The organism is Cupriavidus pauculus, from assembly GCF_008801835.1.
Taxonomy (GTDB): Bacteria; Pseudomonadota; Gammaproteobacteria; order Burkholderiales; family Burkholderiaceae; genus Cupriavidus; species Cupriavidus pauculus.
This window is the reverse complement of sequence record NZ_VZOW01000011.1, coordinates 36,988-52,455: the sequence shown is the minus strand read 5'-3', so window position 1 is coordinate 52,455 and position 15,468 is coordinate 36,988. Positions and strand designations below refer to the sequence as shown.

Here is a 15,468-nt window from a genome sequence, read left to right as displayed (position 1 = left end):
AGGGTCGATTCGCAATGTCATACGTTCAAGGCGCCGAGCCGATCGCGCCGGTAGCCAGCGCCAGCGACGCGGCGGCGGCCAGGGCGCCGCTATAAGCATCGACCGATGCATTGCGGGCCAGCAACAGTTGGTTCTGCGCCAGATTGGCTTCGGTTACGCTTCCCACGCCCTTGCTGTAGGCGGCGAACGCGGCGTCGTAGGTGACCTGCGCCGCATCGGCCAGTGCGCGCGCGGCGTCGTAGGCGGCCAGGCTCGATTCCAGCGCGCTCTGGCTGACCACGACCTGACGCACGGATTCCTGTTTGGCGCGGGCCAGGCGCGCCGACGCGCTGTCGACATCGTTGCGCGCCTGCGCGAGCACCGCGGATCGCATGCCGCCGTCGTAGATCGGCACGGTCACGCCCAAAAATACGCTGTTGCCGTAGCGATAGCCGTTGAGGTTCACGGTGGGCGGTTGCTGGCCGATCGGCGGAATGGCGGTGATCGCCGATCCGCCGGACGCATATGACGCAAATGCCGACATGAACACCTTTGGCATAAACGCCGCCTCGGCCGCCTTCACCTTCGCCTGGCTGGCGCGTTCCAGCGCATAGGCGCCCAGCACGTCCGGCCGCTGCGCAATCGCGGATTCGACGATCTCTTCGACGGAAGTGCGCAAGGCGGGCGACAGCGGGCGCACCGGCATTTCCGCGATGCGCGGCTTGGACAGCGGTGAAATGCCGATGGCCGTGACCAGTGCCAGATAGGCGTCGGTCTCCGCGCCTTGGGCCTGCACCATTGCCAGATTGGTTTGCGCACGGTTCTGCGTGGCCTGCGCCACTTCCACCACAGTGCCGATGCCGCGCTGGTAACGCGCCTTGGCCGCCGCCAGCACCGCATCGGCATTGGTCATCGCGCGCTGCACGGTGCCCGAGCGCGAACGCGCGGCCTGATAGCGATAGAACGCCACGCTGACCTCGTGAATGATGCGCTGGTGCATCGCGGTAAACGCAATGTTGGCGGCCACCGTCGCCTGTTCAGCCGCTTCGACGATGCCCGCGCGCTCGCCGAAATCGAACAGCAGCCACTGCAGCGACAACACCGATACCGCGCCGTGATGCGACGCGTCCACCGCCGCCTGTCCCAGTGCCGTCGGCGTGGAGAGATGCCCGTTCTGATACCCGCCCATGGCGGCCGCCGAGATTTGCGGCAGATAGCTGCTGCGCGCTATGCCGGCAGCCAGCGCAGCGTTGCGCGCGTCGTTCCAGGCGATGCGTGTCAGCGGATTCGACGATTCCGCCAGATCGATCAGCTCTGCCAATGTGTAGGCGTGCGATGGATCGAGCGCAGCCGGCGCAGCGATGGTGGCCAGCGCACGATTGGCGGGCAGCGTGTAGTCCGACGGCCGATCGGATGGGGCGGGCTTGCTGGCCGATCCCGCGACGATTTCGCCGGATGCGGTGGTGGGCGGCTGCCAAGGCCGGTCTGAGCGCGGCGGCGCAAGATCCAGCGCGGAAGTGGCGCAGCCTGCCATCGACAGCGCGGCGGCCAGTGCGGCGAGCGCCGGTGGGATCCGCCACGCATGCGATGTTTCGGTGAGCGTTGCGAGCGTGGCGGGTTCCGACAGGTGGCCGGTATCGAAGAGCTGCGGTTCAGGTGTGCGCATGAGAACTGGAAGAAGCGGTGCGAGCCATCCCGTCGGCCAGACGTCGATCGATCGTCGTCAGCCAGGCGTTGCGCATCTGCGCGTCCGAATCGGCATGCGGCGCCGGATCGGATGCGGTGTCGGTGGTGATGGATTCTGGTGCGGCGTCGGTCACCGACCGCACCCGCGCGGCCAGCGCCGGATCGCCGGGGAATCGCTCCGCCAGCAGAAAAAGCGGCGCTGCGATGGCGTCGAGCGTGCGTAGGCGTTGCCGCCGGTCTTCGACCCACGTGGCGGATGGACCGACCGATTTCGGTTCATAGCGGGCCAGTTGCAGGTCCTCGCCGAGCTGGCCACGCAGTGCGAGCGCGCTGGCCGCGTGCAAGCGCCGCGGCTGGGTCTGGCGAGCATTGACCCATTGCAGCAACTGTTCGTTCAACGCCGTCCACGCGGCGTCGATACGTGCAGCGATGCTGACCGTCCAGATGCGCGTGAATACCAGGTACACCACCAGATTGCCGATCACGATGCCGATCACGCGATCGCGCGCGATGGTCAGGTCGAAGCCCGGGCCCGCCCCCTGGATCACGCAGAGATAAAAGGCAAAGGCAATCTGGAAGCCCGCGTAAGCAATGCGCGGCGACCCCTGGCCGACCCACGCGGACGCCCACGTCCCCACGAAAACCAGCGCCAGCAGGCCGCCCACGGACGACAGCGAAGGCACCACGTACACGATCGCAGCGATACCGAGGATCGCGCCGACCAGGCAACCGGCCAGCCGCAGAGCGAGCTTTTCCACCGTTTCCGCCGCAGTGCCCAGCGACACCAGATAGCAGGTGATAAAGCACGTATGAATGCCGGGCCAGTTCAGTTGCTGATACAGCAGATAGCAGAACATCGCCGCGCCGGTGGTCTTCAGCGCGTAGTGCACGTGCGCGCGATTGGAAAAGATGTCGGCATCGAGAAAGCCGCCGCGCTTGGCCGGCGCCGCTTCGGTCGCGGGCGATGCCGATGCGGCATCCGGCTCCGCATAGCGCACGATCGCGCCGCGCAGGGCGTCGACTGCGGATTGCTGCGCGATGGTCAACGCCGCGGTATCGGGCAGCGACAGCGCGATGTCGACGGGATAGCCGCCGGCATCGAGCATCGCGGCCATGTCGTCGAGCGTCTGCGCCATCGGCGCCGCGAACGATGCGGGTGGCCGCGCCTCGGACTGGCCGCGCATGGCGTCGACGGCCAGCAGAATGGCGGTGGTCGAGGCCGCGGCTTGCCTGAGCGCGGCAAGGTCGGCCGCGTTGGCGTTGCCCTCGATCCGTGCCAGCGTGAGCCATCCCGCTACGGGTTGAACGCCATCGCGCAGCCTGGCATCGAGCGCGGCGCCGTGGGCATCGGGATCGCGCAGGCATTGCGCGGCCACGCGTAGGCACTGGGCCAGCCGGTCGCAGGCCAGCCGGCGCGGCGCGGCACCGATCAGCAGGTTCACCACAATGTTGGCGCCGATCGGAATCGCGACCATCAGCCAGGCATAGAGCAGCGCGCGCGTGGCCAGTTCACCGCCGGGCACCATGCCCAGCTCGTCGAGTGCAAAGCCGACGATCATCGCGATGATCGCGCCAATCGGGCGCAGCTTGCTGGCCGACGTCAGAAACAGCAGGGCGGCCGAAACCACCGCCATGCAGGCCACGCGCAACATCGGATTATCGACGCTGAAGTCGGCCAGCAGCGTCACGAGGCCGATCACGATGCTGACCAGCACCAGCGCGGCCGCGCTCATCACGATGCTGCTGGTGCGGTCCGCGCGGTTGATGAAGAAGATCACGTAGGCCGAGATCGCGGCCTCCGGCGTGCCGTACATCGCCGTGATGAGGACGGTCAGCGTACTGGCAGCGGCAATGCGTGTGGTGGCGGCGGCGCGCCCCGGAAATGGCGCCAGCAGGCGCGCCAGCCACGGCGCTCGCCAGCCGCCGCGATCGGCCGCATCTGGCAGGGGCGCGTCAGCTGCAGGACGCGCCATGCCGGATCTCCACGGTTGCACTGGCGCCGACCCGGACAAGGTTTTCCGGCGGCGACGCCAGCTTGATGCGCACCGGAAAACGCCGCGCCACGCGCACCCAGTTGACCGATGGCTGCACATACGGAAGCGCACGCGGCAGATTGATCCGGTCGGTGTCGGTGATGCCGACACCGATTCCTTCCACGGTGCCGCGCAATGCCTGCCGCCGGTCGATCATGGAATAGACCGTGGCGCAATCGCCGGGCGCGATATCGGCCAATTGGGTTTCGCGGAAATTGGCCACCGCAAACCATTCGCCGGTATGCACGAGCACGAACAAGGACTGGTTGGGCAACACAACCTCGCCGGATAACACCGTTAATCCGCTGACGCGGCCGTCGTGCGGTGCGCGCACCACGGTGTCGTCGAGCGCGCGCTGCGCAATCGCCAGCGCAGCCTCGCGCGCGTGCACGGTGGCGATCGCGCCTTCCTCGCTGCCCACCGCCTGCGCCGTGGCCGCACCTTGTACATGCGCCTGCTTTAGCGAAACGGCGGCATCGCGCTTGGCCACCTCGGCCTGATCGAGCTGCTGGCGGGGCACGTAGCCGTCGGCGGCAAGCGGACGCAGGCGTTCGACGGTGCGCGCGGTCAGCGCGTAGTTCTGCTCGGCGCGCGTGGTCTGTTCCGATGCCACCGACGCGGTGGCGCGTTCGCTGTTGATGGCGCGACGCCGTGTGCCAAGCGTGGCCTGCGCCAGTTCCAGATCGGCCTGCGCCTGCGCGACGGCCAACCGGTAGGGCACCGGATCGATTTCGAACAGCACGTCGCCCTTCGACACCGATTGATTTTCGGTGACATGAATGCGCGCGATGCGTCCCCCTACGGGAGACGCTACGTGCACCATGTCCGCATCGAGCGAAGCATCGTCCGACGCCGGGTAGCGCACCGTGCGATGCCATGCAAACCACGACACCGCTATCGCCAGCGCGACGATAATCAGTGCGATCAGATAGCCGCGTTTTGGCGCGCGGCCAGTGCCTGCCATTTTCATAGGATGTGTCCCGTACCGATCAACCACACGATTTCAGCGATCATCAGGCCAATCGCGGTATTCACCAGCAGTTGCAGGCGGACGATTTGCGCCCAGCCCGTCGCGACGAAAATCCGCCACGAGATGACGGCGCCAACAATGCCGACCAGCGCGCTGAGCAGCCAGAGCGGAAAATACGCGCCAAACAGTCCGAACGCCGGAGCGCCGGCGCAGCCACCAAGCAGTGGGACCCACGCAACGAGGGCAAGCAGGCGTGCCATGAATAGAAGACAAAAAGGGGGTGACGCAATATAACAGCGGGTATTCCGCCTTGTCCAAGCCACAAAGTGAATTTAGAGTAACGGCTTGATCGCCAGGGATAAAAGGTGCAATCGATGCGCAAGGAAATTCAGGTCGCAGACATCGAGCTCGGCAGCCCGCTGAAGTCGGCGCTGGTCGACGAACTGGGTTTTCCGGTGGCTGACGTTGGCACCGTGTTCAGGTCCGCCGAAGAGCGCGCGCTCGTACTGCGGGGCGGACGCTGTTTCTGGGCCGACGACATGGCGCCGCTGCGTGCCGACGAGCCAAGCTCGGCGTGGCACGATCGATATGGCCTGCTGGTTGGCACGCTATTGCATGTCAAGCGTCCCGGCGACGCCAGCCGCGCTGCGGTCAGCCGGCTGATCGGTTTCAACCAGAACGCCGCCTTTATCGGCTGGCCCGCGCTGGCCGGCGCGCCAGTCGATGTCGACGATGGCGAGACCGTGCTGTTCCGCGGCTTTTCTGGCACCAGCATCCACAGCTTTTCCGCGCGTGTCGAGGCCACCTCGCGCACGCCGTTTCCATACTGGATGCTCGGCGACATCCAGCATCTGGAGGCGCGCGAAATGCGCGGCAGCATCCGTGTGCCGGTGCGGCTGATTGGCACACTGTGTTCGACCGAGCAAGGCGCGCCGTCGCAGACCGTGTTGGTCACAGATCTGAGCATGGGCGGCGCTTCGGTTTCGCTTGCGTCGAGCGACCTTGCCGCGCCGGGTCAAACGGTGCGGCTGGAAATCACGCTGCGCGCCGCGGGGCTCAAGACGAAGTTCTCCGTGGAAGGCCTGACCCGCGAGGACCCCGACGCCGACGCGAGCGAATCGTTTCACCATGTCGGCGTGGCATTTGATGCCTACGGGGAGCGCGAATCGCTGCTGCTGCATTCGTTCATCCACGAGCAACTGCTGGAAAGCGCAACCATGCGCCCGGGCGTCAAGCCGCTCCCGATCTAGCGCGAACAAGGAGCACAGATGAAAAAGGGATACTGGGTGGCGTCCGTCGATGTGGCCAACGCTGCCGGCTATCAGGGATATATCACGGCGAACAAGGCTGTGTTCGACAAATACGGCGCCCGGTTTCTGGTGCGCAATGGCGAAAAGACCGTGGTAGAAGGCACGCCGCGCTCGCGCATCGTGGTCATCGAATTCGAAAGCTACGCCCGCGCGCTGGAATGCTATCGCTCGCCGGAATACCAGGCACTGGTGGCGCTGCGCGCGCCGCACGCGCAGGCCGATATCGTCGTGATCGAAGGTTACGAGGATGTGTAGATAATTCGCGCCGACGACATGCCTTCCCGTCATTGCTACATCGGCAGGCTCGTGTGGCATGGGCGGCCGGGCGACGGGGCGTTGCTGGATCGCAGGTCGGCGCGGGAAGGCTTGGAGTCGACGCGCTTGGCATGATCGATGCAGGGATTCGATGATCCACATGAATCGTCGAAAGGAGTTAGCTCATGGCCGAGCGCAAATCTACCCTGACCGATCACCACTATGGCGGCCACAGCGGCGTGCGCGACGATCAGCGTGAGGCGCCCGCGGTGCAGTCCGACGAGGCGCTGCGTGCGATCAAGCCCGCCAGCCACGACAACATTCCCAATACACCGTACGTGCCGTCGGGCGGCAACGAGCCGGCCGGCGTCGAGCGCTACGGCATGTATGGCGTGGCACCCGGATCGGCGCCGCCCAAACCCGCCACGTCCGATACCCGACCGCTGCCCGGGCCCGCGTCGTTGGGCCAGTACGACAACACCGATATGGATCCCGTTGCGCCGCTGAGCGCCGTGCAGCAGCGCGAAGTGCTGGACGAGAAGCTTGCCGCCATCGTCGATCCGCGCGTAGTCCGGGCGGAATTTGCGGACGATACATGCACCCTGCACGGGACGGTCCGCGACGAGCTAACGCGCGAGCACGTGGCGCAGATTGCCAGCGAATGCCTGCCGGGACTGAAGATTGCCACCAGGTTGACGGTGGCGTGAGCGTGGCGCGCTGTGTGTCGATGAAGTAAGCAGCTAATGCATCGGTGCCAATGCTGGCAAGCGTTACAAGCGTGCGTAACCGCTGCCAAGCTGGGATGCGCTGGCGTCATTTTGGACGCGCCAAAGTATCGCGTTGCGCGCGTGCGCATCATGGAACGACGCTTGCGTGACAGTGGCCGAGTCCCCTTGTGCTTCCGCCCAGGCCGGGGTGGCTTCTACGCAGAATGGAGGAAAAAATGACGAAGACCACAACGACGGCAGCAGTGATTGCACTGGTATTGGCGACGCTCGGAGGCTGTACGGCAGCCGGCAGCGGAACCGGCTCTGGCTCAGGCTCGGTCGCGGGTTCCGGCAGCGTGACGCCGACCGACTCGCGTTCCAGCAGTGGCCGCTACGGCGCTGCGCCGAGCGGCAGCAGCGGAAGCGCAAGCGGCAGCACCAGCGGCAGCGGTGCTGCAACCAGCAGCGGCGGTATGCGCTAGGCAATCTCTCGCAAAGAAGCAGCGGGCCCGTAGTGGCCCGCTTTTCGTTTGCGCGCGCGCGTCAATCGAGCTGCTTGCAGTAGAACGCCGATGCCGCGCACGGTTACTTCGGGGGTCATCGGCATCTTCGGAATCGGAAGGGGTAGTGGTTGCGATGCGTCGCGTGAAAGCCGCGGCGATCGGGCCATCGACAGCGCGCCAAGCATTCTATATCCGTCTCAAGATGGCCGGTTGTCGTCGCCCGCGCCTTTCAGCCGCTTCAGAAACCAGCGGCCCGCGGGGCCGGGCGGCGTGTCCTTCCGATACACCGCAAACATGGCAATTGGCGGCGTATGTGGCTGGAAGGCCTCGATTTGCAGCCGCACGAGCGCGCCCGCGTCGAGGTCCGCCTGGACCATCGCCATCGGCATATGACCCCACCCGAATCCGGCGCGCAGGAACGCATGCTTGGCGCCAAGGTCGGCGAGCCGCCAGATCTGTGGCGAAAACACGCCGAAGGTTGCACCTTCGGTCAGTGTCGTGCGGTCGGTCAGCACCAGCTGGACGTGGTCCACCAGATCGCGCGCGCGAATGATGCCCGTGTGCGATGCCAGCGCGTGCGACGGCGCGGCCACGGTGACCATTGGCACATCGAGCAGTTTTTCTGCATCGAGGAGATCTGGCACTGACGGCATTGATCCGCTGATGCCGAGCCGGCACGCCTGCGCCAGCACCGGTTGCATCACGGCGCCAAGCGCCTCCACGTAGAGCCGCAGCGGCGTGTGCGGAAATTCGCTGCGGAATGCGCCGACGGCGTCGGTCAGCGAAGCCATCGGGTACATGACGTCCACCACCACCGACAGCTCCGGCTCGAGCCCATCGGCAATCGCCCGCGCCCGCGACTTGAAGCCGTCCATGCCGCCTACCACCAGCCGCGCCTGCGCCAGCAGCGCAGCCCCTTGCTCCGTCAACCGGGGATAGCGGCCGCTGCGATCGAATAGCTGCACCTCGATCTGGCCCTCCAGATTGGCCAGCGTATGACTGACCACGGACTGCGCGCGACGCAGCTTGCGGCCGGCCGCGGAAAAACTGCCCTCATCGGCCGCAGCGATGAAGGTGCGGAGCTGGTCTAGCGAGACGGCATCGAGCATATATCTATCCGATAGATGGATAGCATCGAGAAATATAGCCTTCCTGGATACATGTCAAGGCCCTACGATTTGCTCATCCACTCTTTGAAAAGGATGAACGACATGAAACCGAACCTGAACGCCAACCCGCACGCAAATCTGAATGCCAACCTGAACGCCGGCATTAGCGCCCGTTTCGACGGCCGCACCGTCGTGCCGGCCGTTGGCCGCATCCTGATGGCCGCAATTTTCCTCGTCAGCGGCGTCGGCAAGCTGGCGGCCCCGGCCGCCACCATGGGCTACATCGCGTCGGTGGGCTTGCCGGCGCCGGCGCTGGGGCTGATCGGCGCACTGATACTGGAGCTGGCGGGCGCCGCGTTGCTGGCGGCGGGCTACAAGACGCGCCTGGTGGCGTTGCTGCTGGCGGGCTACGCGGTGGTGACCGCGCTGATCTTCCACCACGCGCTGGGCGATCAGAACCAGATGTTCCATTTCCTGAAAAACCTGGCGATGGCGGGCGGCCTGCTGCAGGTGGTGGCGTTTGGCGCCGGCGCTTTCAGCCTCGATAACCGTCGCACGCCGGCCCGCCCGTTGGCTGCATAACCGTTGCCCGGTACAGGAGAACAGATCATGAGCATCGCCACCGAACTCTTGCAGCAACACCTGCAATGGCTGGTCGACGCGCCCACGCAATGGGAGACGCTGATCGCCGACGACATCGTGTGGGACCTGCCTTACGCGCCGAGCCTGGGCCATCCGTTACAGCTTGACGGCCGCGACGCGGTATTGCGGCATGCGAACTGGTTTGCCGGCGCAGTCAAGGACTTCCGCTTTTTCGACCCGGTGATCATCGCCACCGACGACCCCCTGTGCGCCGTTGCGCGTGTGCGGGCCGAGGGCCTGATTTCCGCCACAGGCCGCGCCTACCGGCAAGAGTACGTCGTCTTCCTTACCGCCCGTGACGGCAGGATCGCGCACCTGCGCGAGTATTTCGATCCCGTGCAGGCCGCGCTTGCACTCGATGCGCCCGTGGTGGGCGTGTCATCCCGGAGCATCTGATGAAAGCCATCCGTGTTGCTGCTTATGGCAGCCCAGACGCCATGACGCTGACAGAACTGGACGATCCGGTTCCCGGCGATAACGAAGTGCTGATCGATGTCGCGGCAGCGTCGGTGAACCCGATCGACTGGAAAATCGTCAGCGGTGCGATGAAGGCGTTCATACCGCTGCCGCTGCCGTTCACGCCGGGCGTGGATGCCGCGGGCACCGTCATCGCGGTGGGGCGCAACGTGACCACGCTGGCGCCGGGCGACGAGGTGATGGGCTTTATCGGCATCGTTGGCGCCTATGCCACGCAGGCCGTGGTCGACGCGGCGCGGCTGGCGCGCATACCGGCGTCGATGCGTTTCCAGCAGGCGGCGGCGATCCCCGCGGCGTCGCTGACGGCCTGGCAGGCGCTACACGAGCACGGCGCTCTGCAGGCTGGCCAATCGGTCCTGATCCACGCGGCGGCAGGCGGGGTCGGCAGCGTGGCCGTGCAACTGGCCAGGCTGGCCGGCGCGCGGGTGACAGGCACCGCATCGGCCGGTAATCGGGACTACGTGCTGGGCCTTGGCGCCACAGAAGTGATCGACTATGCGGCGGAAGATTTCGCGGCGCGCACGGCGGCCTTCGATCTGGTGCTCGATCTCGTCGGCGGCGCTACGCAGGACCGTTCATGGTCGGTGCTGAAGCCGGATGGAATCCTGGTGTCCACGGTCAGCAAGCCGGATCCGGCGCGCGGCCGCGATGTGGGCGCCCGCGGCGTCAACTTCGCCACCCGCGCCGACGGACCGCTGCTCGCATCGCTGGCCGCGCTGTATGGTTCGGGCGACCTGCGCACCCATATCCACGCCACCTATCCGCTGGCGCGGGCCGCACAGGCGCTGACCACCAACATGGCCGGACATGTGCGGGGAAAGCTGGTCATCGACATGAAATAGCCGGCAGGAAGCGCGTGTGCCGTCAGGTGGTGGTCAGCATCCTGACCTTCACCTTGCGGCCCTTCACCTTGCCCTCGTTGAGCCGCTTGACGGCCTCGCGGCCGATGGCGCGGTCCACGGCGATATAGGTCGACATCTCCATCACGCTGATCTTGCCAACCTGTTCCTTCGTGAAACCGGCCTCGCCGGTCAGCGCGCCGAGGATGTCGCCGGGCCGGATCTTTTCCTTGCGGCCGCCCAGCATCTGCAGCGTCACCATTGGCGGCAGCAGGCGCCCGCCGCCAGCCGGCGTCAGTTCTGTCAGCGGATGCCATTCAAATTCGCCGCCCTGATGCTGTTCGATATTGCCCACGCGGCCCATTTCGTCGAGGCTGACCAGGCTGAAGGCCCAGCCGGCCTCGCCGGCGCGACCGGTACGGCCGATGCGGTGGACGTGCACTTCGGGATCGGGCGTTACGTCGACGTTGATCACCGCCTCCAGTTGCGCGATGTCGAGTCCGCGCGCGGCCACGTCGGTAGCCACCAGCACCGAGCAGCTGCGGTTGGCAAACTGCACCAGCACCTGATCGCGATCGCGCTGGTCCAGGTCGCCGTGCAACGCCAGCGCGGCGTACCCCTGCGCGTGCAGCAGGTCGGCCAGATCGCGGCAGCGCGCCTTGGTATTGCAGAAGGCCAGCGTGGTGGCCGGGCGGAAATGATCGAGCAGCAGGCCGACGGCCGTGAGGCGCTCGCTTTCCTGCACTTCATAGAAGCGTTGCGTGATGGTGCCGGCGTCGTGCGCCTGCTCCACCTTCACGGTCTTCGGCTGGCGCAGGAAGCGCTGCGCCAGCTTGTCGATCGCGGCCGGATAGGTGGCCGAAAACAGCAGCGTCTGGCGCTCCTTCGGCGCGTGGCTGGCGATGAACGAGATGTCGTCATGGAAACCCATGTCGAGCATGCGGTCGGCCTCGTCGAGCACCAGCGTGGTGATGTGGTTGATGTCGAGGCTGCCGCGGTCCAGGTGATCAATGATGCGGCCCGGCGTGCCGACCACGACGTGCGCGCCATGCACCAGGCTTTCCACCTGCGGACGAATCGGCGAGCCGCCGCTCAGCGTCAGCACCTTTACGTTGTCCTCGGCGCGGGCCAGACGGCGGATTTCCTGTGTGACTTGATCGGCAAGTTCGCGTGTGGGGCACAGCACCAGCGCCTGGACGTCGAACATGCGCGGATCCAGCCGGTGCAGCAGCGACAGCGCAAACGCGGCGGTCTTGCCGCTGCCGGTGCGGGCCTGGGCGATCAGATCGTGGCCGGCCAGCGCCAGCGGCAGGCTGGCGGCCTGGATCGGCGTCATGGCGTCGTAGCCAAGCTGGACGAGGGTGGCCTGCATCGCCGCGGACAGCGGCAGCGTGGCAAATGAGGTGGGGGCGGAAGAGGTCATGCCGGATTATAGATGCGCGGCCGCGGCGCGCCCGCTTTCTGCCCGCCAAAGGCCGCGCGGCGCCTACGCTCCGGCATGGCGCCGCGAATCGGCACGGCGCATGGCGCCGCACCGCGCGATGGATCGGGACACGCGCGCGACGCGTCCCGTCGGCGCATGCGCGCGTCGCTTACATGCGATAGCGCAGGGTGGCCATCACGCTGCGCGGAGCGCCCGGCAGGTTCAGATTGGGGCTGGAGCCGTGGCCCGAAACGATGTACCCCTGGTTGAACACGTTGTAGAGGTTCAACTGCGCCTCGAACGATCCGCGCCGATACCAGGCGACCATGTCCGCCGTGACGTAGCCCGGCAACGTCACGGTGTTGGCCGGATCGGCCTGTCGCGCGCCCACCAGGTTCAGCCCGCCGCCCAGCCCGAAGCCATGGCCGAGCTCTTTGGTGAGCCACAGGTTGCCCGAATGGCGCGGCGTCAGCGTGGCCTGCTTGCCCTGCAGCGCCGGCGTCGACTGCGTCACCACCGCATCGAGATAGGCGTAGCCGGCCAGCATGCGCCAGCCGCCGCCAAGCTCTGCCGCGCCGCTCAGTTCGAGGCCGTCGGTGCGCTGCTCGCCGATCGGAATCAGCGCCGTGCCGGTGGCGTTGGCGACCTTGATGTTGGTCCGTTCGATGCGGAACAGCGATACCGTCGTGGTGGCCTTGCCGTCGAGAAAATCGTACTTCGCGCCGACTTCGGTGTTACGCGTGGTCTCCGGCGCCAGCTGCGCGTTGTTGGCCGCCAGCGAGAACGCCTCGCCCGATGGCTGGAACGAGCGGCTCCACGACAGGTAGTAGGACTGCTGCTTCGACGGCTGCCACACCAGGCCCGCGCGCGGGCTCCAGGCATTGTCAGTGCGCGCCAGGTTGGGCTGGCCCGGCAGGCGCTGGATGGTTTCCTGTTCGAAGCGGTCGTACCGCACGCCGAGCAGGGCTTTCCACTGTTCGGAAAACTGGATCATGTCCTGGGTGTAGAGGCCCAGCGTCTTGAACACGCCCAGATTGCTGGTGGCCGGCGTGCCGCCGACCAGACGCGGCAGGACCGGCAGCACCGGATTGAACAGATCGACCGACGCCACGTTGGCGCGCGAATAGTTGACCAGATCCTTGTTCTGCTGACCCACTTCCACGCCGTACAGCAGTTCGTGCTTCATGCCGAAGAACTCGGCCTTTTGCGTCAGGTCGCTCTGGTTGAACCAGCCGTGCTCCTCGCGGTAGACGTTGCTGTGCGTCAGCGACGCGCGCAGCGTGCTTTCGTTGACCGATCCCACCAGCGTGTTGTTGCGGTCAAGCGAGTAGTGGTAGTAGCGCGTCGCATTGCGGATCGACCACTGATCGTTGAAACGATGGTTCACGGTGGCGGTGCCCGAGTAAACGCGGGTCTGGGTGTAGTCGGCGTCGCGCGCGTTTGCCGCGCCGTAGTAGGTCGAGGGATCGACCGCCACGGGCCGGCCGCGATAGGCCGGGATGCCGAAGTCCGTGACGCGGCGGTCTTCCAGCCAGTCGGCCTGTAGCAGGACGGTGGTCTGCGGCGCCAGGCGCAGTTCCAGCGACGGCGCCACGGCCGTCCGGTTCAGGAACTGCTGCGAGCGATAGCTGTTGGCCTCCTCATGGGCGGCGGTGATGCGGAACGCCGCGGCGCCGTCGCCGAAGGTCCGGCCCACGTCGCCCTCTACACGCCGGTCGGCCCACATGCCATAGCTCAGCGCGAAGTCGGTCACGTCGATGCCCGGCTTTTTCGTGACGCGATTGATCAGGCCGCCCGACGAGCCGCGCCCGTACAGCACGGCAGCAGGGCCCTTGATGACCTCGATGCGGTCGACGTTGGAGAGATCGCGAAAATACAAGGCGTCATCGCGGATACCGTCGACGAACTGGTCGGCAATGGCGCTGAAGCCGCGGATCGAGACCTGGTCGCGCTGGCCGTCGCCGGAGGAAAAGCTGACGCCCGGCACGTTTTTCAGCGCGTCCTGCACCGAGGTGGCGTGCTGGTCCTGCATGACCTGCGCGGTCACGACGTTGACGGTTTGCGGAACGTCGCGCAGCGGCGCCTCGGTCTTGGTGGCGCTGACCGTGGTGGTGGGTTTATATCCGCTGCCGAGATCCCGGTTGCCGTCCGCCGTCACCGTGACCGGTGGCAGGGCGGCGGAATCGGTGCCCGTAGTCTGGGCGTGTGCCACCTGCAAAAGAAGCGCCGGACCCACTGCAACACTGGCGCGCACATATTTTTTGTGTAGATAACGGCTCATATCCCTGTTGTAATTCGTTGTAATTTTTAGAAATGAGAGCGATTATCATTTGCGATGTGATTCGGCGTCAATAGTGGCTGCGACTTTTGGTGGTGTGCGGTGGCTGGGCGGCCGTGGCCTATGGTGCGTGGCGGGCACTGAGCTGATCGTGCGTGCGCTGCCGAATAAAAAAGGCCCGGCATTGCGCCGGGCCGTCAGTGCTACCCCCGTTTGCAACCGGTCCGGGACCGTCCATTGCGCCGAGGCTCAGTCGGCCTGGATGCCGAACTCCTTTACCAGCCTGGCATAGCGCGCGTAGTCGGCGGCGATCAGCTTTTGCAGTACGGCCGGCTCGCCGCCCACGGGCGTGACCGCGATGGTGGCCATGCGCGCCACCACGTCCGGCTGCTTGAGGATCTCGTTCACATGGCCGTTGAGCATGCGCACGATTTCCGGCGGCAGATTCTTCGGCCCCAGCAGGGCCTGCCACGCGCCGATTTCCACATCCTTGTAGCCCAGCTCGGCCAGCGTCGGCACGTTGGGCGCGAACGGCGAGCGCCGCGCGTCGGCCACGGCCAGCGGCACCAGCGTGCCGTTGCCGACGTATTGCGCCACCGCGCCGTAGGTGACATAGGTCATCGGCACCTGACCGCCCAGCACGTCGACGATGGCCGGTGCGGTGCCGCGGTACGGAACCTGCGCGATCTTCACGTTGGCCGACTTGTTGAACAGCTCGCCCATGATGTGCATCGGCGATCCATTGCCGGGCGTTGCGTACGTTTCCAGCTTGCCCGCCTTGGCGCGTGCCACGAGGTCGCTCATCCGGGCGATGCCGCTGTTCTTGTTGACGACCACGAATAGCGACTGGGTGCCAAGCTGGGCGATCGGCGTGAGATCGTTGAGCACATCGTAGCTGGCGCCAGTGCCGGCCTTGAGCACCAGCGGCGCGATCGATACCGTGTTGGGCGCCAGCAGCAGCGTATAGCCGTCGGCGGCAGCGCGGGCCACGTAGGCGCTGCCGATGGTGCCGGCCGCGCCGGTGCGGTTTTCCACCACGACGGACTGCTTCAGGCGCGCCGCCAGCTTTTCGGCCATCAGCCGCGCCAGCACGTCGGTGTCGCCGCCAGCGGGATAGGCCACCACGATCGTGATCGGCTTGCTTGGATAGTTGCCCTGGGCCATCGTCGGGGCCGTGCTTAAAAGCGCGGCGACGCCAACTGCGGCGCCGATCGCACCCAGGACGATGCGACGGAAAACGTTCGGTTGCATAACGGT

At 66.1% G+C, this 15,468-nt stretch carries 14 protein-coding genes; 6 read left to right on the top strand and 8 right to left on the bottom strand.

Annotated elements, in window-relative coordinates:
• Nucleotides 1-25: 25 nt before the first annotated feature.
• The 4 genes from F7R19_RS13775 to F7R19_RS13760 form a co-directional block, all read right to left on the bottom strand.
• Nucleotides 26-1,513, bottom strand: coding sequence for a TolC family protein (locus F7R19_RS13775; protein WP_211922735.1), 1,488 nt, complete (start codon nucleotides 1,511-1,513; stop codon nucleotides 26-28).
• Between the two features lie 118 nt (nucleotides 1,514-1,631).
• Nucleotides 1,632-3,638: an FUSC family protein gene (locus F7R19_RS13770; RefSeq protein ID WP_150980983.1), complete on the bottom strand. Its 2,007-nt coding sequence runs from the start codon at nucleotides 3,636-3,638 to the stop codon at nucleotides 1,632-1,634.
• On the bottom strand, nucleotides 3,619-4,668 hold the full coding sequence (gene mdtN / locus F7R19_RS13765) for a multidrug transporter subunit MdtN (protein WP_150980982.1): 1,050 nt from the start codon (nucleotides 4,666-4,668) through the stop codon (nucleotides 3,619-3,621). Before mdtN ends, F7R19_RS13770 begins: the two co-directional genes overlap by 20 nt.
• Nucleotides 4,665-4,928, bottom strand: a complete 264-nt coding sequence (locus tag F7R19_RS13760) for a hypothetical protein (protein ID WP_061959300.1) — start codon at nucleotides 4,926-4,928, stop codon at nucleotides 4,665-4,667. The genes mdtN and F7R19_RS13760 overlap by 4 nt, the downstream gene beginning before the upstream one ends.
• Before the next feature lie 114 nt (nucleotides 4,929-5,042).
• Here F7R19_RS13760 and F7R19_RS13755 point away from each other — a divergent pair, with 114 nt between their 5' ends.
• The 3 genes from F7R19_RS13755 to F7R19_RS13745 all read left to right on the top strand — a co-directional run bounded on the left by F7R19_RS13755 (nucleotide 5,043) and on the right by F7R19_RS13745 (nucleotide 6,940).
• Entirely contained in the window at nucleotides 5,043-5,918 is an 876-nt protein-coding gene (locus F7R19_RS13755) for a flagellar brake domain-containing protein (protein WP_150980981.1), read from the top strand.
• A gap of 18 nt (nucleotides 5,919-5,936) precedes the next feature.
• Nucleotides 5,937-6,233: a DUF1330 domain-containing protein gene (locus F7R19_RS13750; protein WP_061959302.1), complete on the top strand. Its 297-nt coding sequence runs from the start codon at nucleotides 5,937-5,939 to the stop codon at nucleotides 6,231-6,233.
• 185 nt (nucleotides 6,234-6,418) lie between these two features.
• Nucleotides 6,419-6,940 carry a hypothetical protein gene (locus F7R19_RS13745; protein WP_150980980.1) on the top strand — a complete coding sequence of 174 codons (522 nt, stop codon included), beginning with the start codon at nucleotides 6,419-6,421 and terminating at the stop codon, nucleotides 6,938-6,940.
• A 700-nt stretch (nucleotides 6,941-7,640) separates the two neighbouring features.
• On the opposite strand, the gene F7R19_RS13740 is transcribed toward F7R19_RS13745, so the two are convergent.
• On the bottom strand, nucleotides 7,641-8,552 hold the full coding sequence (locus F7R19_RS13740; RefSeq protein WP_150980979.1) for a LysR family transcriptional regulator: 912 nt from the start codon (nucleotides 8,550-8,552) through the stop codon (nucleotides 7,641-7,643).
• A gap of 102 nt (nucleotides 8,553-8,654) precedes the next feature.
• Between F7R19_RS13740 and F7R19_RS13735 the strand changes: the two genes are divergently transcribed.
• Genes F7R19_RS13735 through F7R19_RS13725 form a run of 3 tightly spaced genes read left to right on the top strand, consistent with a single transcriptional unit; the run spans nucleotide 8,655 to nucleotide 10,513 of the window.
• Entirely contained in the window at nucleotides 8,655-9,134 is a 480-nt protein-coding gene (locus F7R19_RS13735) for a DoxX family protein (protein WP_407648903.1), read from the top strand.
• Between the two features lie 27 nt (nucleotides 9,135-9,161).
• Nucleotides 9,162-9,590 (top strand): nuclear transport factor 2 family protein, encoded by a 429-nt coding sequence (locus F7R19_RS13730; RefSeq protein WP_061959305.1) that lies wholly within the window; start codon nucleotides 9,162-9,164, stop codon nucleotides 9,588-9,590.
• Nucleotides 9,590-10,513, top strand: a complete 924-nt coding sequence (locus tag F7R19_RS13725; RefSeq protein WP_061959306.1) for an NADP-dependent oxidoreductase — start codon at nucleotides 9,590-9,592, stop codon at nucleotides 10,511-10,513. The genes F7R19_RS13730 and F7R19_RS13725 overlap by 1 nt, the downstream gene beginning before the upstream one ends.
• Before the next feature lie 22 nt (nucleotides 10,514-10,535).
• On the opposite strand, the gene dbpA is transcribed toward F7R19_RS13725, so the two are convergent.
• From dbpA to F7R19_RS13710, 3 genes are all read right to left on the bottom strand, one after another.
• Nucleotides 10,536-11,933 carry an ATP-dependent RNA helicase DbpA gene (dbpA, locus tag F7R19_RS13720; protein WP_150980977.1) on the bottom strand — a complete coding sequence of 466 codons (1,398 nt, stop codon included), beginning with the start codon at nucleotides 11,931-11,933 and terminating at the stop codon, nucleotides 10,536-10,538.
• 169 nt (nucleotides 11,934-12,102) lie between these two features.
• On the bottom strand, nucleotides 12,103-14,214 hold the full coding sequence (locus tag F7R19_RS13715) for a TonB-dependent receptor (protein WP_150980976.1): 2,112 nt from the start codon (nucleotides 14,212-14,214) through the stop codon (nucleotides 12,103-12,105).
• A gap of 246 nt (nucleotides 14,215-14,460) precedes the next feature.
• Nucleotides 14,461-15,462: a Bug family tripartite tricarboxylate transporter substrate binding protein gene (locus tag F7R19_RS13710; RefSeq protein WP_150980975.1), complete on the bottom strand. Its 1,002-nt coding sequence runs from the start codon at nucleotides 15,460-15,462 to the stop codon at nucleotides 14,461-14,463.
• Nucleotides 15,463-15,468 lie beyond the last annotated feature (6 nt).